The sequence below is a fragment of the Dyella sp. PARNA 12/25 genome, assembly GCF_055702865.1.
In genome coordinates this window covers 38,981-56,877 of record NZ_JBVQCI010000015.1, presented here as the reverse complement: position 1 = coordinate 56,877, position 17,897 = coordinate 38,981, and the positions used below count along the sequence as shown (strand labels likewise).

Below are 17,897 nucleotides of genomic sequence, written 5' to 3'. Positions count from 1 at the left end.
GCTGGTCCCTGCATTTCTCCGCCAACTGGATCTGTCACGCCTTCGAGAGGAGGCGGACCATGGGCTCATCTCTTCTGTTAAGGACGGTCCTGTGCGTTACGTGATCCTGCTTTGCCTGCTGTGGTGCTGCGCGCTGGCGCACGCGAGCGATACCGGCCAGACGCGTGCGGAGACGGCTGGGCGCAGCCTGATTGGTCAACCCGCACCGCGCATGGTGGTGAAAACGATCGACGGCCAGACCATCGACCTTGGTGCGCTATATGGCAAGAAAGCGGTCTATCTGAAGTTCTGGGCCACCTGGTGCGTGCCCTGCCGCGAGCAGATGCCGCACTTTGAACGCACTTATGAGCAGGCCGGCCCGGATATGGCGGTGATCGCCATCGACGTCGGCTTCGATGACAGCGTGGAGGAAGTGCGCAAATACCGCGTGGCGGTCGGCTTGAGCATGCCGATCGTGTTCGACGACGGTTCGCTGGGCGACGCCTTCCACTTGCGCGTGACGCCGCAGCACGTGGTGATCGGACGTGATGGTCGCATCCAGTACGTGGGCCATATGGCCGACGACAAGCTCGACGCTGCCCTGGCACGTGCACGAAGCACGTCACCCGATACCGTGGCTGCAGCGGCGGCTCCCAAAGACGAACCGCACTACGACGTTGGCGATCACGTGCCGGCCTTCAACGTGAAAACGCTGGATGGAAAGACCGTGCCTGCGTTCGAAACCGCAGCAAAGAAACCGAAAGTGCTCGTGTTCCTTTCGCCGTGGTGCGAGTCGTACCTCGCCAAGAGTCGCCCGGCGCTGGCCGAGAGTTGCCGGACGGCACGACAACAGGCGGATCTGCTGGCGCGTGACACCAACGTGCGTTGGCTGGGCATCGCATCCGGGTTGTGGGCAAGCCACACCGAGCTGGCTGACTATCAGCACGAGCACCACATTGCGATGCCGCTGGCGCTGGACGACTCCGGTGCCCTGTTTCGCCGCTTCCGCGTGATGCACGTGCCGACCTTTATCGTGCTGGATGCGCAGGGCCGAATGATCAGTCGCAGCGAAACGGCGGATGCGGGTTTCTCCGCGCAACTGAAAACATTGACGGAACGCTGACCATGCGTCGTGCACTCGCTTTGCTCCTATGTCTCGCGACCATGGCAGCTACGCCTGCAGGGGCCGTGGAAGAGCAATCGCTGATGTCGGCGGTATTGTCGAAGGCACCCGGCAACGTCTTGAAGTCGGAGCGCGTAACGTACGCGCCCGGCGAATCCTCGCCACCGCACCAGCATGACGACGATGCTTATGTGTACGTGCTGAGTGGCCATATTCGCAGTCAGGTCGAAGGGCGGCCGCTGCGCGTCTATGCGCCGGGCGAAGACTGGTTCGAGCCCGCCGGCGCACATCATCTGGTGAGTGGTAATGCCAGCGATCGCGAGCCCGCGACGATGCTGGTGATCTTTGTCGGCAAGCCCGCTCAGCCGGCGCCGCGCACCCAATCCAGATAAGCCTCGTGGCCTTGCACCACGGGGACGGCAATCAGCTCCGGTAGCTCATACGGGTGCAGCTCGAGCAACCGCCGTTTCAGTGCTTCGAAGCGTTGTGCGTTGGTCTTGATCAGCAGCAGTTCTTCGCAGTCGGTGACTACCTCGCCGTTCCAGCGATAGGTGGCATGCACGGCCGGAAGGCGATTGACGCAGGCCGCCAGGTCTTCGCGCACCAGCGCCTCGGCCAATGCCTGTGCGCTGGCGACATCGGGACAGGTGCAGTAGCAGAGCAGGACAGGATCGGACATCAGGGCTTCGCCGACATCAAGCCATAGTTGGCGAATTTTTCCAGAACCTGCGTGACCTCGCCGTCGGTGAGCAGCACCGGCTTGCCGATCTGCAGCGCCAGGGCGTACTGCTTGGCCAAGGTTTCCACCTCGACGGCACGCCACATCGCCTGGGCCAGGGTGTTGCCGGTGGCGATCATGCCGTGGTTGGCCATCAGGCAGGCGAGTCGGCCCTCCAGGGCTTCCACTACCGCGTCAGACAGTGCCTGGGTGCCGTAGGTGTGGTACGCCGCGCAGCGGATCGAATCCCCGCCGCCCACGGCAATCATGTAATGCGCGGCCGGAATGGCCATGCGGCACATCGCCAGCGCCGTGGCGTAGGGCGGGTGGACGTGGACGATGGCCTGCACGTCGGGCCGGGCCATATAGATATCGCGATGGAACCGCCACTCGCTGGACGGGCGTAGCTCCGGCGCCCACTGGCCCTCGCCGTCGACCAGCACGATGCCGTCCGGGGTGATGTCCTCGTAGGGGGTCCCGCTGGGCGTGATCAGAAAACTGTCGCCACATCGGGCACTTAGGTTGCCCGAGGTGCCTTGGCTGAGGCCGGAGGCGGCCAGTTTGACCCCCTGGGTTACGAGGTCTTTGCGCAGCGTCGTCTCGTCGCTCACGGGCGTGCATCGCCTTGGGTGATGGTGCAGGCCGGCATCGTCGTTGCTGCCGGCGCGCGTGTCGATAGGGGCCACGATTAGCTCGTCATCCCAGCTTTCGCTGGGATGACGGCCCAATGGGAAGCCGTCCTGAGCCAATAGCCCCTCGATTCTTTGCCCCGGCTGCTCTTGAAAGCCCCCCACCGCTCCCCCATTGCTGTACTCAGCCATCGGACGGGTGCCTCTTGCAGGGGGGCTTTGCGTCGTTAGAATTAGCACTCACCTCCGGGGAGTGCTAACAAAGCGCCAGTACAGGCGCCGCTCCGGGGTCCCCATTCCTGTTCAACCGTCCAACTCAAGCTGGAGCCCACCCATGAGCAAACTGCGTCCGCTGCACGATCGCGTCATCGTCAAGCGCCTCGAAGAAGAGCGCGTCTCCGCTGGCGGCATCGTCATCCCTGACAGCGCCACCGAAAAGCCGACCCGCGGCAAGGTCATCGCTGCCGGCACCGGCCGCATCCTGGAAGACGGCAAGGTCCGCCCGATGTCCGTGAAGGAAGGCGACACCGTGCTGTTCGGCAAGTACGCCGGCCAGGAAATCAAGATCGACGGCGAAGAGCTGGTCTTCCTGAAGGAAGACGACATCGTCGCGGTGATCGAAGGCTAAGCGCCTCTCCCGCACCTCTTCCCAACATTCAACGCATTCGAAGGAATAACCAATGGCTGCTAAAGAAGTACGCTTCGGCGAAGACGTCCGCGCTCGCATGCTCAAGGGTGTGAACACCCTGGCGAACGCCGTGAAGGTCACCCTGGGTCCGAAGGGCCGCAACGTCGTGATCGAGAAGAGCTTCGGCGCTCCGACCGTGACCAAGGACGGCGTCTCCGTCGCCAAGGAAATCGAACTGGCCGACAAGTACGAGAACATCGGCGCGCAGATCGTCAAGGAAGCCGCTTCCAAGACCTCCGACGTCGCTGGTGACGGCACCACCACCGCCACCGTGCTGGCCCAGGCGTTCATCCAGGAAGGCCTCAAGGCCGTCGCCGCCGGCATGAACCCGATGGACCTCAAGCGCGGTATCGACCAGGCCGTTTCGGCCGCCGTTGCCGAGCTCAAGAAGCTCTCCAACCCCACCGCTGACGACAAGGCCATCGCCCAGGTCGGCACCATCTCGGCCAACTCCGACGCCAACATCGGCGACATCATCGCCACCGCGATGAAGAAGGTCGGCAAGGAAGGCGTGATCACGGTTGAAGAAGGCTCGGGTCTCGAGAACGAACTCGATGTCGTCGAAGGCATGCAGTTCGACCGCGGCTACCTGTCGCCGTACTTCATCAACAACCAGCAGTCGCAGCAGGTTGAACTGGACGACCCGTTCATCCTCATCCACGACAAGAAGGTGTCGAACGTCCGCGAACTGCTGCCGGTGCTGGAAGCCGTCGCCAAGGCCGGCAAGCCGCTGCTGATCGTCGCCGAGGAAGTGGAAGGCGAAGCGCTGGCCACCCTCGTGGTCAACACCATCCGTGGCATCGTCAAGGTTGCCGCCGTGAAGGCCCCGGGCTTCGGCGACCGCCGCAAGGCCATCCTGGAAGACATCGCCATCCTCACCAATGGCCAGGTCATCTCCGAGGAAGTCGGCCTGCAGCTTGAGAAGGCCACGATCAACGATCTGGGCCGCGCCAAGCGCGTCGTGATCACTAAGGAAAACACCACCATCATCGACGGCGCCGGCGAAGCTGAGCGTATTCAGTCGCGCATCGGCCAGATCAAGGCGCAGATCGAAGAGACCTCTTCGGACTACGACCGCGAGAAGCTGCAGGAGCGCGTGGCCAAGCTGGCTGGCGGCGTGGCCGTCATCAAGGTTGGCGCTGCTACCGAAGTCGAGATGAAGGAAAAGAAGGCCCGCGTCGAAGACGCCCTGCACGCTACCCGTGCAGCCGTTGAAGAAGGCGTGGTCCCGGGCGGCGGCGTTGCGCTGATCCGCTCGCTGAAGGTGCTCGAAGGCCTGAAGGGTCAGAACACCGACCAGGACCTGGGCATCGCCATCACCCGTCGCGCCCTGGAAGCCCCGCTGCGCGCCATCGTTGCCAATGCTGGCGACGAGCCGTCCGTCATCCTCAACAAGGTGAAGGAAGGTAACGGTAACTTCGGTTACAACGCGGCCACCGGCGAGTTCGGCGACATGATCGCCTTCGGCATCCTGGACCCGACCAAGGTCACGCGTTCGGCCCTGCAGTTCGCTGCCTCGGTGGCCGGCTCGATCATCACGACCGAAGCGGCCGTGACCGAAGTGCCGAAGAAGGACGAAGGCCATTCGCACGGTGCGCCGGGCGGCATGGGCGGCATGGGTGGCATGGACTTCTAAGTCCACGCCTTTCCAGGCATCGCACTACGAGAAAACCCCGCCTTGTGCGGGGTTTTCTTTTTTGCGCGATGTTCGCACCCGGGCTACTGTGTCCGTGCTGGAATAGAAGCGGGTATCTCGGGGACCCAGTGATGAAAGAGCGTGAGCAGCCGTGGTCCGATGGCAGACTGTTGGATGTCATCAAGACTCAGACAGAGATCGCCAAGCTGGGGCTGGATCTCGGTGCGGTGATGGCGTTGGTGGCGGAGCGGGCGCAGCAGTTCACGTCGGCAACTGGCGCGGTGGTGGAGCTGGCGGAAGGCAACGAGCTGGTTTACCGCGCCGCATGTGGCGTGGCCGGTTCGCACCTGGGCATGCGGTTGCGGCGCAGCGAGAGTCTTTCCGGCCATTGCATAGCCGAGGCCCGTGCGCTGATCTGCGAGGACTCGGAAGTTGATGAACGGGTCAATCGCGAGGCTTGTCGACAGATTGGTTTGCGTTCGATGGTGGTGGTGCCGTTGCGCCATCACGACACCGTCGTTGGCGTGCTCAAGGTGTTGGCCCATGAACCCAGCTCGTTCGACGACGCGGATGTGAGAATCCTCGAGCTGATGTCCGAGGTGATTGCCGCTTCGATGTTCCATGCCGCCAAATACGAAGCGGACGAACTGTTTTTTCAGGCCACGCATGATGCGTTGACGGGCCTGCCCAACCGTTCCCTGTTTTTCGAGCGCTTGCGGTCCCGGTTGGCGGAAGCGCAGCGCGGGCTCCGGCCGTTCGGTTTGCTCAATCTGGATATGGACGGGCTCAAGCCCATCAACGACCAGCTGGGTCATCGCGCAGGCGATGCGGCGATCAAGGAGCTGGCGGCGCGCATCAAGGACAGCTGCCGGGCCAGTGATACGGTGGCGCGCGTGGGCGGCGATGAGTTTGGCGTGATTCTCTCGGGCATCGACAGTCGCGACGTTGCCAAGGCGCAGATCGAGCGGCTGTCCGAGTGCATCGCCCAGCCGTTCGAGTTCGAGTGGAAGCGCATCTCCTTGGGGGCCAGCATCGGGTTGGCGCTCTACCCGGACGACGGGCAGGAGCTCGATCACCTGTTGGAAAGGGCGGACCAGGCCATGTACGACGCCAAGCGCGCCCGGCCATCGCGGCGCTGACCGATCGGACTACGAAGGCCGCTCCGCGCCGAGCGGCTCGCTGTCGTTTGAAACGCCCGGCCCGGAGCCCTCAGGCCACGGGCTGAAAAAAATTTCTTCCAGCCATTTCCATTTTGCCGCGCTCAAACGTCTTGGCTTATGTCACAGCCAAAACGCGGGACGCGCGAGCCTTGAACGAACGGAATCTTCTGCCAGGGGAGGAACCTCTGGACGCCGACCTGGTGTTCGCTGCTAGCGGCTGCGCTTATGCGGCGCAACGTTCCCTGGAGCGCGAACTACGACTGGCGAGGCCCGAGCGTTCGCAAATGGCTGGACAACGGGAGAGAGCCGCCACGGATGGCAACCCTGTTATGAACCGGTGGTGGCGTTCACTGCGCGATCGCCATGACTGGGTGGGCCACCCGGGGCAGCGCGCCCTGATGGCGGCCAAGTACCTGGCGCGGGCGGCTTGCCTGCCGGTACAGCACCAGCGCTTTCTGTCGTTTCTGCAGACTCATCCCTTGATGCAGGCCTGTGTGCAGTGCGATCCGCGCCTGCAGGAGCGCCATCTGCATCGCTTCGTCAACCGACATTGGCATCGCGAGGCGCGTTTGCGCAGCGTGCATGCCCACTATCGACTGATGCTGGAACGGTGGCCGGCCGAGCTGTTCGAGTCCGTTTACGTGCGTGGACGCGCGACACTGGGCGAGTTGACGATGAGAGATGGCAGCACGTTGCATCTTCATCTGCGTCCACCCATTCACATGGGGTGCGAGGGCGAGTTGAGCATCGAGCTGAGCGATGCGGATCATCAGCCGCTGTATCGCCTGGTGATGACGGTGATCGATGATCACACCCTGGCGATCGGCTGCATCCAAGGGCCAGATGGCCTGGACGCACGCGAGCAGGTGCGCGCACTGACCCGCAACCTGCACGGCATGCGTCCCAAGCAGTTGCTGTTGGTGCTGGCCTATGCGCTTGCCGGGCAGTGCGGCATGGACCGCATTCTGGCCGTAGGCAAGGATGCCCATCCGCTGCGTGGGCGCGCCCGTTTTCACGCCGACTACGACGCGTACTGGCTGGAGCAGGGCGGTGTCGCCGTGGACGGTGGCTGGTATCAACTGCCTGCCACCTTGCACCATCGCACCGAGAGCGAAGTCGAGAGCAAACATCGCGCCGCGTTCCGTCGGCGTGCCGATCTGCGCTGGGCTGCCGTGCAGCTGCTGAGCGGTGCGCTGCGCCCCGTACCATGGTGGCGCGACATGGCCGAAGCGGATGCCGCGCTACAATCGTTCCCTTTGCCCCCGGAAGTCGTGACCAGGGAAGCCTAGTGGACGCGCCAGTCAACGCCCCCGGCAACCCGGGAATGAATCTCGATCCAGCCCACGCGCTGCGCATCGCGGACCTGTTCCGCGGGCATAACCGTGCGTTGGTCGCATTCCTGCAATGCCGGCTCAACTCCTTGTCCGACGCCCAGGAAGTGGCGCAGGAGGCTTACGTGAGGCTGGTGACCATGGAACGTCCCGAGCAGGTAGATTCGCTGCGCGCCTATCTGTACCGCGTGGCCACCAACCTGGCGGTGGATCGCTTGCGCATGCGGCAGGTTCGCGACGACCACCCGCTCGATCCTCCGGATGAGGATCTGCATCTGCCACCCATTCCCGAGCGACACGCCGCGGCGACGGGTCAGCTGCACGCGCTGCGTGAGGCATTGCGCGAGCTGCCTGCAAAAACTGGCCGCGCCTTCGTCATGCACGTCATCGACGGGCGTGACATCGGCGTTATCGCCAAAACCATGAAGATCAGCGAGCGCATGGTGCGCTATCACGTTGCCAACGCCCTGGCGCATTGCCGGGCGCGGGTGGACGAACCGGAGATGCCATGATGGCTAATACCCCGAACGAACAAACCATGCGCATCGCCGCCGACTGGTGGGTACGACTGCGTGAGCCCGCTGCTACCGAACGGACGACGGAGCAGTGGCTGGCCTGGGCTGACGAGGATGCGAGTCATCTGGTGGCCTTTGAGCAGATCTCCAAACTGGCCGCGCGTCTTGGTGGGTTGGGTGAGGTAACGCGCGCAAGCCTTCTGGCCGAGTTCGCGCCGACGCAGGTGACGTCGCGTCGTTGGATGCCGATGAGCGCTGCTGCGGCGGCTGTGCTGCTGGTGGCTGGCGGCTATCTGGGCTGGACCATGCTCGGACATCGCGTGGCGCCGCAGGTCTATACCAGTTCGGTGGCCGCTCAACGCGACATTACGCTGGACGATGGATCGCGCGTTGCCCTGGGCGGCGCGACCCGTCTCACCACACGCTTCAGTCGCGACCAACGTCAGGTGGAGCTGGCCGAAGGCGAGGCTTATTTCGAGGTGACCCATAACGCCGATCGTCCGTTCGTGGTGCATGTCGGCAAGCTGACCATCGAGGACATTGGAACGGCCTTCGACGTTCGCCGCACCGGCGATCGCGTCACCATCGCCGTGGCCGAAGGCCGCGTGCGCATTGCCGATGGTTCGGGTCGCAACGACAGTCTGGAAGCGGTTGCCGGTCAGGCGGTGAGCTACGACCCGACACACGCGGCCATGAATGTGTATGCCACCGATCCGGCCCGCACCGCTGCCTGGCGTGACGCGCGGCTGGAGTTCGACAACGAGCCGCTGTCCGTGGTGGTGGCCAACATCAACCGTTATCGCAGCCATCCGCTGCGCATAGCCGACGCTGATCTGCAGTCGTTGACCTTCACCGGTACGGTCAAGACCGATGCCATCGATGACTGGCTGCAGGCATTGCCGCAGGTGCTGCCGCTGAAGGTGAGCGAAGCAGGTGGACAGACCGTGCTGTCCAGCGCGAAGCGCAACCCGGTGAATCGCTGAGTTCGCAGCGGCGACAGCGTGCCGCAAGGTCGACGTCGAAAGACTTGTTGAGGTCGACACAACGTCCGCCACGCATGTCACACTCGCGGTTTTCGCTCGACGAGAAGCGAATGCCATGAGGGGGCGTGCGAAGCTGCTGCTGTTGAGCAGCCTGGTGATGACGGTGGGCCTGGCGCCATGCGCCGGCATCGCCGGCGCGCGCGCGACGCCGGAGGCAGCACGGATCGATTTCGCCATTCCCGCGCAGCCACTGGCGACGGCATTGATCGCGTTCGGCAAGCAGGCCAACGTGCAGGTACTCACGGCAGGCAGCACGATTGCGCGTTTCCGCACGCCCGGTGTCACGGGCAACCTGTCGCCCGCCGATGCGCTTAACGCTCTGCTGCAAGGCACGGGACTTGAATACGAGTTCTCCGGCCCTGGCACGGTGGCGGTGATGCCGCGCGCCACGTTGGCACCGGATGGGACGAAGGTCGCGGCCAGTCGCGCCGATGCCACGGTGTTGACCCCGGTGGTCGCCAACGCGATGGTTGAACGCAACCTCGGCTTCATGGCCACGCTGGCCAGTACCGCGTTGCGCAACGACGTGGACCTGATCGACGTGCCGCAATCGGTGAGCGTGGTCACGCGTGATCTGATGGATTCGCAGCAGATGCTCAGCGTGGCCGACGCGGTGCGCAACGTGGCGGGCGTGCAATACGTCGACGGCTCGGAAGGGCTGCCGGCGTTCCAGGTTCGTGGCTTCTACACCGGCAGCGGCCTCATCGACGGCATGCCGAGCGGCATTGCCGGTTCCGGGGATTTTCCGCCGCTGGTCGGCCTGCAGCAGGTCGAAGTCTTCAAGGGGCCCCAGTCGATTCTTGGCGACACCAACGGCAACAACTTCGGCGGCCTCGTGAATGTGAGCCTCAAGCGGCCGCAGAGCGAGCCGGTGCGCCAGTTGAGCTATACGTTCGGCGAACTTGGCGAGACCCAGCTCGGCGTGGATCTGGCCGGGTCACTGGGTAAAACGCCCGGCCTGACCTATCGATTGGTGGTGTCGGGTGAGTACGCCGATCGCTCGCCGCAGGGCTATCGCCACCGGCGCAGCGCGTACCTGGCGCCGTCGATTGGCTGGCGCGGAGTCAGCACGGATCTGGTCGTCGGCGTGCAGCGCATTCTCAATCGACTGCCGATTCCTGATCACCAGGTCTTGCTGGGGGACCGGCTCTCCACGGCGACACCCTCCGGGTTGTTGCCCGGTAACCCAAGCGATTACGCCAGCTATCAAACGGACCGGCTCTACTACCTGCTTGACCAACAATTGGGTCATGCCTGGACCTGGCGCAGTCGGGGGCAATACGTTCAGCAGCGGAACGATCAGCAAAGCTGGGGGCTCTACGACCCCGCCATCAACGGCGACATGTCCGCATGGGCCGAAGCCTATCGCTACAAGGACACCTACTACTCGCTACAAAACGATTTCATCCGCGTCTTTGGTACCGGCCCGGTAACGCATACGCTGACGCTGGGCCTGGACTACTCGCGCTCGCGCATCGGGCACACGGACGATCTGCTGCACACCTACGATCAAGGCACGTACAACATCTTCACCAGCCCTCCGTTGCCGCGTGTGTCAGCCGTCGTGCTGCCGGAGGACAACCAGCCGTTGTCAGGCATGCCCTGGTCCGTGGACAACGGCTTGTTTCTGCAAGACCAGCTCGCACTGGGTGAACGCTGGGACATGACGCTGGCCTTGCGTCGCACCGCGTACAGGGTGGTCACCAGCGACGCTGAAGACCATCCGTTGACGCTACGTCGCACGAAATGGGTGCCCAACGCGGGGCTGGTGTACAAGCTCACGCCCGACATCACGTTTTACGGCGGCACCGCCAGCGGCTTCCAGCCGGTGTCGTACCTCGGGGAAAACGGGCGGCCATTGGAACCCGCCCTGTCGCGGCAGCTGGAAGCGGGCGCCAAGTTCAACCTGTTCAACCAGCAGGCGCGTCTGACGGTGTCGTTCTACCGCATCATGCTCGACCACAGTTATGTGCTGCTGTCACCGCAGCCGCCCAACTTCGCCACACTCGGTCCCGGTCAGACCAATCGCGGCGTCGAGGTGGAGTTTGTTGGCCGCGTGGCCCCTGGCCTGGACATCAGCACCAGTTACACCCATGCGTTGATCAACAACCATGACGACACGGCGGCAAGCGGCGCGCCGCGTCAGCGTTTCAACTTGTGGGCCAGCTACTGGTTCCAGGGTGAAACCCTGCGGGGTTGGGGCGTGGCGGGCGGTGTGTTGGCCCGCAGCAAGTCACTGGGTCAGAGCCTGGACTACGCCACCTACTACCCCATACCCGGTCAGGCCGAAGTAGGCGCCAATGTGTCCTATCGCGCAGATCGCTGGCGCGTCACGCTTGGCGTGAGGAACCTGCTCGGCCGGCGCCTGTATCCCGCCGATTTCACCGAGTCCTTCGTACCGGTGCGTACGCGCAGCAGCGTACTGTTGTCGGGCACCTACGATTTCTGAAGCCATAAAAAAGCCCCGGGACCGAACTCCCGGGGCTTCTGGTACTGCGTGGGTTGCGTCGCGCTTACTGGCCAGCGGCCGGCTTGCTCGCTTCGGTCTTGGTCGCGTCGGTAGCGGCGGCCTTGGCCTTATGCGTGGTGTGCTTGGCCTTGTGGGTAGCGTGCTCAGCCGTACCGGTTGCCTTGTCAGCCGTCTTGTCGGCGGTCTTCTCGGCGCTGGCGGCGGTTTTGCTGGCAGCCTGGTCGACCGACGTGGCAGCGGTCTTGGCCGTTTCCTGCGCTGCCGCACCAGCGGTGGTGCTGGTTTCGGTCTTCATCGCGGCGGCCTGGGTCTTCGCGGCGGCAGCAGTGTTCTGAGCGAACGCCGGTGCCGTCAGCACGGAAGCGGCGGTGACGATGAGAGCGGCAAGCATGGTCTTACGCATATGAGGACAACCTCTCGATGTGTGGATGCCGACGAAGGCGTTGCTTCGCGGCTGGGACCAAAGCTAGACGCGGATCGCTCTACCGAACCTGAACGAAACTGGCTCCCTTAAGCAAGCAGACAGATCGCTAAATCGGCGCTGTCAGGCCATAAAAAAAGCGGGCGTAGCCCGCTTGTATTCCTTGAAAAACGGCCGCCAGCCTCAGTTTGTATGGACGTCCATATGCCGGCGCTACGGGTGGGCGCCGACGGTTTCCCTCTCGATGGCGCCGATGGCGCCATCGTTTTCGTCCACGTCCGCGGTCTGTATTTCCAGCTTGGGAAGCATGGCGTCGAGCTTGCCCTTCATGCGCAGCAGCGCGACGTTGGCCATGTCCTGGTCAGCTACGGCTTCGGCGCGGTCCTCGACTTGTGGCGGTGCGCCGGGTGCGCGGGTCAGCATCGCCAGTTGCGAGGCGATGACCTGGGTGAGTGCGAAGTAAGCATCGTCGCGCATGCCGGCTTGTTCCAGCAGTCGCCCCGGCAGCATCCACGAAGCCAGAGCTTCGTGACGCGCCGGCGAGGGATTACGCGGGTCGACCAGCAGCCAGATGCCCGCCTGGCTCAGCATGTCCTTGCCATCGACAAAGCCGGTGAGGTTGAAGGTATCGGTGAGCGCGGGCAGGTGGTCGCCGTAGAACAGCAGCAGCGTGGGGCGGTCGCGCTGCGCCAACAGCGCGGCCAATCGGCCCAGCTCCTGATCGGCATGCTGCATGTGATACAGGTAGTTCTGCAGCTCCAGCTTGTTTGCACCGGTCACGCCGTCGGGTACTGCAATGGCGTCGCGCGCAGCGGCATCGCCCGGCGGCACGTCGTAAGGGCCGTGTGCCTCAAGGCTTATGGCAAACAGGAATTGCGGTGGGCCGGCATCCTTCAGCTGCGCCATGATTTCGTCGGTCATGGCGCTGTCGGCCATGTACTGGCCGTCCATGCTCGCGTTCGCCGGGAAGGCGTCTTGCGACACAAAGCGGTCGAAGCCCATGGCGCGGAACGCGGTGGTGCGGTTCCAGAAGCCCGGGTCGTTGCCGTGCAGCGCGATGGTTTCGTAGCCATGGGCGCGCAGCGAGCGCACCATGCTGGGGACGATCTTGTGATTCATCTGCAGATAGGGGAACTGCAGGTCGTCGAAGTAGCGCAGCGAAAGTCCGGTCAGAACCTCGAACTCGGTGCGGATGGTGCCGCCACCGTAGGTGGGTATATGCAGCGGGCCGCTCTCACCCTGCGCCGCCAGTTGACGCAAGTGAGGGGTGAGGTCCATGTGTTCGTAACCCTTCATGATGGAAGGGTCGAAGAACGACTCGCTCTGCACTACCACGATGTCGGGCATGGCGCCCTGGCCGGTTAGTGGCAACTGCATGCGCTCGCGCAGCGCTAGATCTGTTCGTTCGATCAGCTGCTGCGCAGCGGCGGGGTCGGGCTTCCTGCGCGCCTGACCCTGATGGAGATGGAACATCACCAATGAGCTGACCAGGCCGGAGTGCTCCGCCGTGGCCGAGGCGGACCAGGGCTCCAGCCATAGATACCTGCCGCCATAGATCTTCATCCAGCCCGGCATACCGGCGAACAAGGTGCCCAGCAAACCAAACAGTGCCAGGCCAGACACCAGCCGTTTGCCGCGCGTATGCCGCGCGAACATCGGCGGCTCCATGCGCCACGCGATCACGATCACGGCCACTGCGACCATCAACGTCAGGTAGGGCCACGGGCTCGCCGGCAGATAACTGCCCAACAACCTGAGTCCACCGCGGCGCAACTGCCCCAGCATGTGGAAGTCCTCCGGCATCAGCGGCGTGTTGAGGTTGCGCACCTTCAGCGTATTGATCGCGTAGACCACGGTCTGCAGCAGGAAGGCCAGTCCAAATGACAACAGCAGTCGCCGGCTCAATACCAGAAGCAGCGTGGCCAGCAGCAAGCCGGGCAGGGCATTGGCGAGCAGATAGATCGGCTGGCTCAGCGCCTGTGATGGGCCGACGCCAGCCCCGCCGTCGACCCAACCGGTCGATAGCATGAAAACGATCGCCAGCAACGCGACCAGCGCCAGGCGAAAGGACAGGGGCCGCGCGCGCAGCACGGACGGCGTCGCTGAGGGGGTCATGGCACCTTACGGGTAGCTGACATGGCGTGGACACCGGACTGTAATAGTCCAGATCTGAACCAATCGTTGGCGGCGTGCCGGCCCGCCCGGGCTGCGTCAGCAGGGCGGTCGGCAGGACAGGGGCCGGTGCGGCACAATGCCCTGATGACTGTTCTTACCCGGCCTCAGGAATCCCAGGCGCTTCGTGCGCTGATCGACGACCGATACAGCGAATTGGCGGCACGTTGCCGGCAAATGGGCGTGCCTTTGCACGACGATGCCGGCGTGGCCGAGCGCATCCGGCGCACGTTGCTGGCCAGCGATTTCGCGTTCGACACCTGGTTTCGCCAGCCCCAACTGCTGGCGCCGCAGGGGCTGGAGCGCCTGCGCTCGGGTAGTGACGCCAGCGCGCGTATCGACGCCGTGCGGCTGTCCGACGACGAGCCGACCTGCCTGACCGAGCTGCGCCGTTTCCGCCATGCGGAAGCGCTGCGCCTGGTGTTCCGCGACGTCAACGGCCTGGATGAATTGCCGGAAACCTTGTCGGCAACCAGCGTGCTTTACGAAGTGTTGCTGAGCGCCGCACTGGGTTGGTCTGAGCGCATGCTGGCCGCGCGTTACGGTCACAGCCGCAGCCACGATGGCGAATGGCAGCGCATGGTGGTGATCGGCTTCGGCAAGCTGGGTGGCAGCGAGCTGAATTTCTCTTCCGATATCGATCTGGTGTTGGCCTACCCGCACAGCGGTCAGAGTGACGGCGCTCGCTCGCTCGACAATAGCGAGTACTTCGTGCGGCTGACGCGACAGCTGGTGCGCCTGCTTAATGAGCCCACCGTGGATGGCATCTGCGCCCGAGTGGATCTGCGTCTGCGCCCGTTCGGCAACGCCGGGCGACTCGCCCTGCCGTTCTCCGCGATGGAGCAGTACTACCAGAGCGAGGGCCGCGACTGGGAACGTTACGCGTGGATCAAGGCGCGCCCCGTCGCCGGCGATCGCAACGGCGGCAAGCAACTGCAGGAACTGCTGCGCCCGTTCGTGTATCGCAAGTACCTCGATTACACCGCATTCGCCGGCTTGCGCGAAATGAAGTCGCTGATCGATGCCGAAGTGGCGCGCAAGGATCTGGCCGACAACCTCAAGCTGGGGCCGGGAGGCATCCGCGAGATCGAATTCGTGGTGCAGCTGGTGCAATTGATTCGCGGTGGCCGCGAACCCAGTCTGCGCGTGCGCGGCTTGCTTCCGGCGCTGACGGCATGCGAAGCCCGGGGTCATATCAGTGCGGCACGTGCCCGTGCGCTGCGCGAGGCGTATGTGTTCCTGCGTCGCGTGGAAAATCGCGTGCAAATGCTGCGCGATGCACAGACCCACGATATTCCCGAGGATGCGCTCAGTCGCGAACGTATTGCTCTGGGATTAGGGCATGCGTCGTGGGAGGAACTCGAAACCGAACTGGCACGACATCGCGCCGACGTCAGCGAGGAATTCGCCGCCGTGCTGATGCCGCAGGGCGGGCGCTCGGTCAGTGCTCCGGTGGAAGACGTCGCGCTTTGGCAGCATGCGTGCCAGGAAACCCTCGACGCCTCTCTGATGGAAGCGTCGGGATTTACACCGGGTGCCGAGGCCGCCGAGGCCTTGCAGAAACTGACTCAGGCCGCCTCCGTGCGCGCCATGTCGCAGCGCTCGCGTGAGCAGCTCGATCGCCTGATGCCACAACTGCTCGCGGTGGCGCGCAACAGTGTGGCGCCAGGGGCCTGTCTGCTGCGTCTGTGCCGGTTGGTGCAGGCGGTAGCGCGGCGTTCTTCCTATCTCGCTTTGTTGGAAGAGCAGCCGGCGGCGCGCCTGCGTCTTGCGCGGCTGTTTGCCGAGAACGCCTTTCTGGCCGAGCGCGTGATTGCTCAACCGCTGCTGCTCGACGATGTGCTGGATCCGCGCATTGATCAGCTACCCCTCAAGCGTGCGGACATCAGCGCCGAAATCGCACGCGTACTGGCGACGCTGGACGAGCGCGAAGCCGAAGCGGAGCTTGAGCGACTCAACGAATTTAAGGCCAGCGTGGCCTTTCGTCTTGGCCTTGCCTTCAGTGATGGCCGCGCCGACGCCGTGGCCTCCGCGCGTCGATTGGCCGTGCTGGCCGAATCGATCGTGCTGGCGGTCACCGCACTGGCGGAGCGCGAATTGGCGGCTCAGCACGGTCGTCTGCCCGGCGAAGGCAATGGCTTCGCGGTGCTCGGCTACGGCAGCCTGGGCGGTGAGGAACTGGGCTTCGCGTCCGACCTCGACCTGGTGTTCGTCTACGACGGCAAGCGCGCCCACCTGATGAGTGACGGAGCGCGACCGCTGGAAGGTTCGCGCTGGTACCAGCGGCTCGCGCAGCGTGTGATGAACTGGTTGACCGTGCTCACCCGCGCTGGTCGTCTGTATGAAGTGGATACGCGACTGCGCCCCGATGGTTCCAAGGGTCTGCTGGTGAGCAGCCTCGATGCCTTCGAGGGTTACCAGAAGAGCCGCGCATGGACCTGGGAACATCAGGCCCTGCTACGTGCACGTCCCATCGCCGGTGATGCCGCACTACATGTCGAACTCGCCAAAGTGCGCCGCGATGTACTCGCGGTGCCGCGCGATCGTGATGCCGTGCTGCAGGAAGTCAGCAGCATGCGGCAGCGCTGGCGTGCGGAGCGTGATCGTTCGGACACCAGCCAGTTCGACTTGAAGCAGGGTGATGGCGGTTTGCTCGACATCGAATTCGCCCTGCAGGGACTGGTGCTCGCCCATGCCGCCGCACATCCGGCGTTGCTCAACATCACCGCCAATGCCGGGTTGATCGAAGCCTGTCGCAACGCCGGCTTGCTCACCGGCCATCAGGCGGGCCTGTTCGCAGAAGCCCATTCTGAACTGCTGCATCGCGCGCTCGCATGCACCCTCGACTTGCGCTCGCGCATTGCGCCGCGCGACGACGAAGTGGAGCGTTTGCGCAACAACGTCAGGGAAGTGACGGCGGAGCTAGGCTTCCAGTTCTGACCGATAACGCGATGCGTCAATGGCCCTGTGCCTGACGTATCGCGATACGACCACGCAGTGTCTCGGCAATGACCGCCGTTTCGCGCAGCGGCTGCGCAGGCGATGGAGCGATGGCGTCGAGGGTGTGCAGCCGACCGGCGTTGCGAAGTGCCTGGTGAAAACGCTCAAGCTTCTCAGGAAGTGGCGCAATCACGAGTGTGTGCACCGGGCAACCCACGGCGCAGGCTTCGGAAAGCATGTTGACCGAATCAGGCGTAACGACGAGTCGGTCCGCCCAGCCCAACACAGCGGGATAGGGATTGCTGCCGTCGTCTTGCCCTGACCACACCAAGCCGGGCACATTCGCGAGCCGTTGGCGCACGATGGCGATCAGTTCAACTGGCGTACGCCGTGAAGCGAGCACCAGCAAGCTGCCCCCTTCCATGCGCTGGCGCGTCAGTAACCCCGTGCATAGCTGCTCGATATAGGCGGCATCGAAAGGAATGCCTTTGCGCGGTCCGCCCAACAACACACCGACGCGCGGGCGCGGCAGCGCTTCGAAAGCGGGGTCGGCATCACGACCGTCTTGCAGCCAGGCATCGGCCACCGGGTTGAGCGAACCCAGCGGGGTGATGACATGGGGTCCGGTGAGTCCATCGTGTTGTGGGGCAATCACCGTGTCCCAATGGCTGGGGTCAATGCGCGGGTCGAGGATCTGCACGGTGTAGGTACGTCCGCCGCTCAGGGAACGAAGCGCCCGGGTATAGAGCGCGGAAGCCCGCCCGCAGCCGATGGCCACCGCGGGCCAGGGGGGTGCGAATTGATGTCGTTGGGTGGCAGACAAGGCGAGGCGGGCGCCCAGGGTGAGATGGGGCGACAGCCAGGACCATGGCAGGCTGGGTTCCAGCTGCAAGTGGCGCACCGGCAACTCCAGCAAATCCGCCAGCGCCAACGCCTGGCGCTGGTTGCCGGCCGCGCTGTCGGTGATCACCCAGCAGGCGCCGTGAAGCTTCAGCATACGGTGGATACCGGAGCCATTGTTTCCCTGAGCGGTACAGTTCGTTTCATTCGCCTGGGTCCTGTTTCCTTGCTC

The 17,897-nt window shown here is 64.1% G+C and carries 15 protein-coding genes; 10 read left to right on the top strand and 5 right to left on the bottom strand.

Translation table 11 applies throughout. The features are described from left to right. Positions 1–91: 91 nt before the first annotated feature. Complete coding sequence (locus tag AC0GUR_RS20150) at positions 92–1,102, top strand: TlpA family protein disulfide reductase (RefSeq protein ID WP_472879300.1); 1,011 nt, start codon at positions 92–94, stop codon at positions 1,100–1,102. Positions 1,103–1,104: 2 nt separating this feature from the next. Continuing rightward, complete coding sequence (locus tag AC0GUR_RS20145; RefSeq protein WP_472879299.1) at positions 1,105–1,494, top strand: cupin domain-containing protein; 390 nt, start codon at positions 1,105–1,107, stop codon at positions 1,492–1,494. On the opposite strand, the gene cutA is transcribed toward AC0GUR_RS20145, so the two are convergent. Together cutA and AC0GUR_RS20135 are read right to left on the bottom strand one after the other, a co-directional pair. Further along, complete coding sequence (gene cutA / locus AC0GUR_RS20140; RefSeq protein ID WP_472879298.1) at positions 1,464–1,781, bottom strand: divalent-cation tolerance protein CutA; 318 nt, start codon at positions 1,779–1,781, stop codon at positions 1,464–1,466. The genes AC0GUR_RS20145 and cutA overlap by 31 nt on opposite strands. After that, complete coding sequence (locus AC0GUR_RS20135) at positions 1,781–2,641, bottom strand: class II aldolase/adducin family protein (protein WP_472879297.1); 861 nt, start codon at positions 2,639–2,641, stop codon at positions 1,781–1,783. Before AC0GUR_RS20135 ends, cutA begins: the two co-directional genes overlap by 1 nt. 142 nt (positions 2,642–2,783) lie before the next feature. Between AC0GUR_RS20135 and groES the strand changes: the two genes are divergently transcribed. From groES to AC0GUR_RS20100, 7 genes are all read left to right on the top strand, one after another. Then, complete coding sequence (gene groES, locus AC0GUR_RS20130; RefSeq protein ID WP_019464457.1) at positions 2,784–3,077, top strand: co-chaperone GroES; 294 nt, start codon at positions 2,784–2,786, stop codon at positions 3,075–3,077. 52 nt (positions 3,078–3,129) lie between these two features. Continuing rightward, positions 3,130–4,773 (top strand): chaperonin GroEL, encoded by a 1,644-nt coding sequence (gene groL, locus AC0GUR_RS20125; RefSeq protein WP_472879296.1) that lies wholly within the window; start codon positions 3,130–3,132, stop codon positions 4,771–4,773. 131 nt (positions 4,774–4,904) lie between these two features. Beyond that, positions 4,905–5,912, top strand: coding sequence for a diguanylate cyclase domain-containing protein (locus AC0GUR_RS20120; protein ID WP_472879295.1), 1,008 nt, complete (start codon positions 4,905–4,907; stop codon positions 5,910–5,912). Between the two features lie 350 nt (positions 5,913–6,262). Continuing rightward, positions 6,263–7,222, top strand: a complete 960-nt coding sequence (locus AC0GUR_RS20115; protein ID WP_472879294.1) for a VirK/YbjX family protein — start codon at positions 6,263–6,265, stop codon at positions 7,220–7,222. Positions 7,223–7,257: 35 nt separating this feature from the next. Beyond that, the gene (locus tag AC0GUR_RS20110) at positions 7,258–7,776 is read left to right on the top strand and encodes an RNA polymerase sigma factor (RefSeq protein WP_472879326.1); all 519 of its coding nucleotides are present in this window, start codon (positions 7,258–7,260) and stop codon (positions 7,774–7,776) included. After that, positions 7,773–8,762, top strand: a complete 990-nt coding sequence (locus AC0GUR_RS20105; RefSeq protein WP_472879293.1) for a FecR family protein — start codon at positions 7,773–7,775, stop codon at positions 8,760–8,762. The genes AC0GUR_RS20110 and AC0GUR_RS20105 overlap by 4 nt, the downstream gene beginning before the upstream one ends. Positions 8,763–8,877: 115 nt before the next feature. After that, positions 8,878–11,271 carry a TonB-dependent siderophore receptor gene (locus AC0GUR_RS20100; RefSeq protein WP_472879292.1) on the top strand — a complete coding sequence of 798 codons (2,394 nt, stop codon included), beginning with the start codon at positions 8,878–8,880 and terminating at the stop codon, positions 11,269–11,271. A 64-nt stretch (positions 11,272–11,335) separates the two neighbouring features. Here the strand turns inward: AC0GUR_RS20100 and AC0GUR_RS20095 are convergent, their stop codons facing one another. Both AC0GUR_RS20095 and AC0GUR_RS20090 read right to left on the bottom strand, forming a co-directional pair. Continuing rightward, positions 11,336–11,695, bottom strand: coding sequence for a hypothetical protein (locus tag AC0GUR_RS20095; protein ID WP_472879291.1), 360 nt, complete (start codon positions 11,693–11,695; stop codon positions 11,336–11,338). 231 nt (positions 11,696–11,926) lie between these two features. Next, entirely contained in the window at positions 11,927–13,828 is a 1,902-nt protein-coding gene (locus AC0GUR_RS20090; RefSeq protein WP_472879290.1) for an LTA synthase family protein, read from the bottom strand. Positions 13,829–13,972: 144 nt separating this feature from the next. Here AC0GUR_RS20090 and glnE point away from each other — a divergent pair, with 144 nt between their 5' ends. Next, positions 13,973–16,825, top strand: coding sequence for a bifunctional [glutamate--ammonia ligase]-adenylyl-L-tyrosine phosphorylase/[glutamate--ammonia-ligase] adenylyltransferase (gene glnE, locus AC0GUR_RS20085; protein WP_472879289.1), 2,853 nt, complete (start codon positions 13,973–13,975; stop codon positions 16,823–16,825). A 16-nt stretch (positions 16,826–16,841) separates the two neighbouring features. Here glnE and AC0GUR_RS20080 read toward each other — a convergent pair whose 3' ends face one another. Then, the gene (locus AC0GUR_RS20080; RefSeq protein WP_472879288.1) at positions 16,842–17,822 is read right to left on the bottom strand and encodes a mitochondrial fission ELM1 family protein; all 981 of its coding nucleotides are present in this window, start codon (positions 17,820–17,822) and stop codon (positions 16,842–16,844) included. Between the last annotated feature and the right edge of the window lie 75 nt (positions 17,823–17,897).